Below are 577 nucleotides of genomic sequence, written 5' to 3' on the forward strand. Positions count from 1 at the left end.
GACTTCTTCCGCGAGGCGCTGATCGACGCCGACGGCTCCATCGTCGAAACCACCGGCGAATGCAAAGAAGGCTTGGGTCTGTCCTATGACGGACGCTGGGGCTACCACCCGCTGATCGTGTCGCTGTCCAACACCGGCGAGCCGCTGTACGTGGTCAACCGCCCGGGCGAGCGTCCGTCGCATGAAGGCGCCGCCGGTTACCTGGACCGTGCCGCGGCGCTGTGCCGGGAGGCGGGTTTTCGCAAAATCACCTTCCGCGGCGACACGGACTTTTCGCAGACCGCGCATCTGGACCGCTGGCACGGTCAGGGCATCCGCTTCATCTTCGGGTACGACGCCGTGGCCAGCTTGAAGCAACGCGCCGACGAACTGCCGGAAACGGCGTGGAAACCGCTGCCGCGCGGTGAGCATCGCCCAGCGCCGGACGGTTCCGCGCTCCCGCGGGCGCGGCCCGAGAATGTCAAGGAGCGGATCGTGGTCGAGAAAGGTTTTGAGAACCTGCGGCTGCTGGCGGAGGAGGTGGCGGAGTTCGAGCATATGCCGCAGGCCTGCCGGCGCTCGTACCGCATGGTCGTGG

Annotated in this window: 1 protein-coding gene; it reads left to right on the forward strand. The window is 67.1% G+C overall.

Annotated features, from left to right (window positions below; genetic code table 11):
- The coding region (locus L6R21_28215) for a transposase (GenBank protein MCK6563090.1) at positions 1–577 on the forward strand (577 nt) is incomplete at both ends.

Source organism: bacterium, assembly GCA_023150945.1.
Lineage (GTDB): Bacteria > Zhuqueibacterota > Zhuqueibacteria > Zhuqueibacterales > Zhuqueibacteraceae > Coneutiohabitans.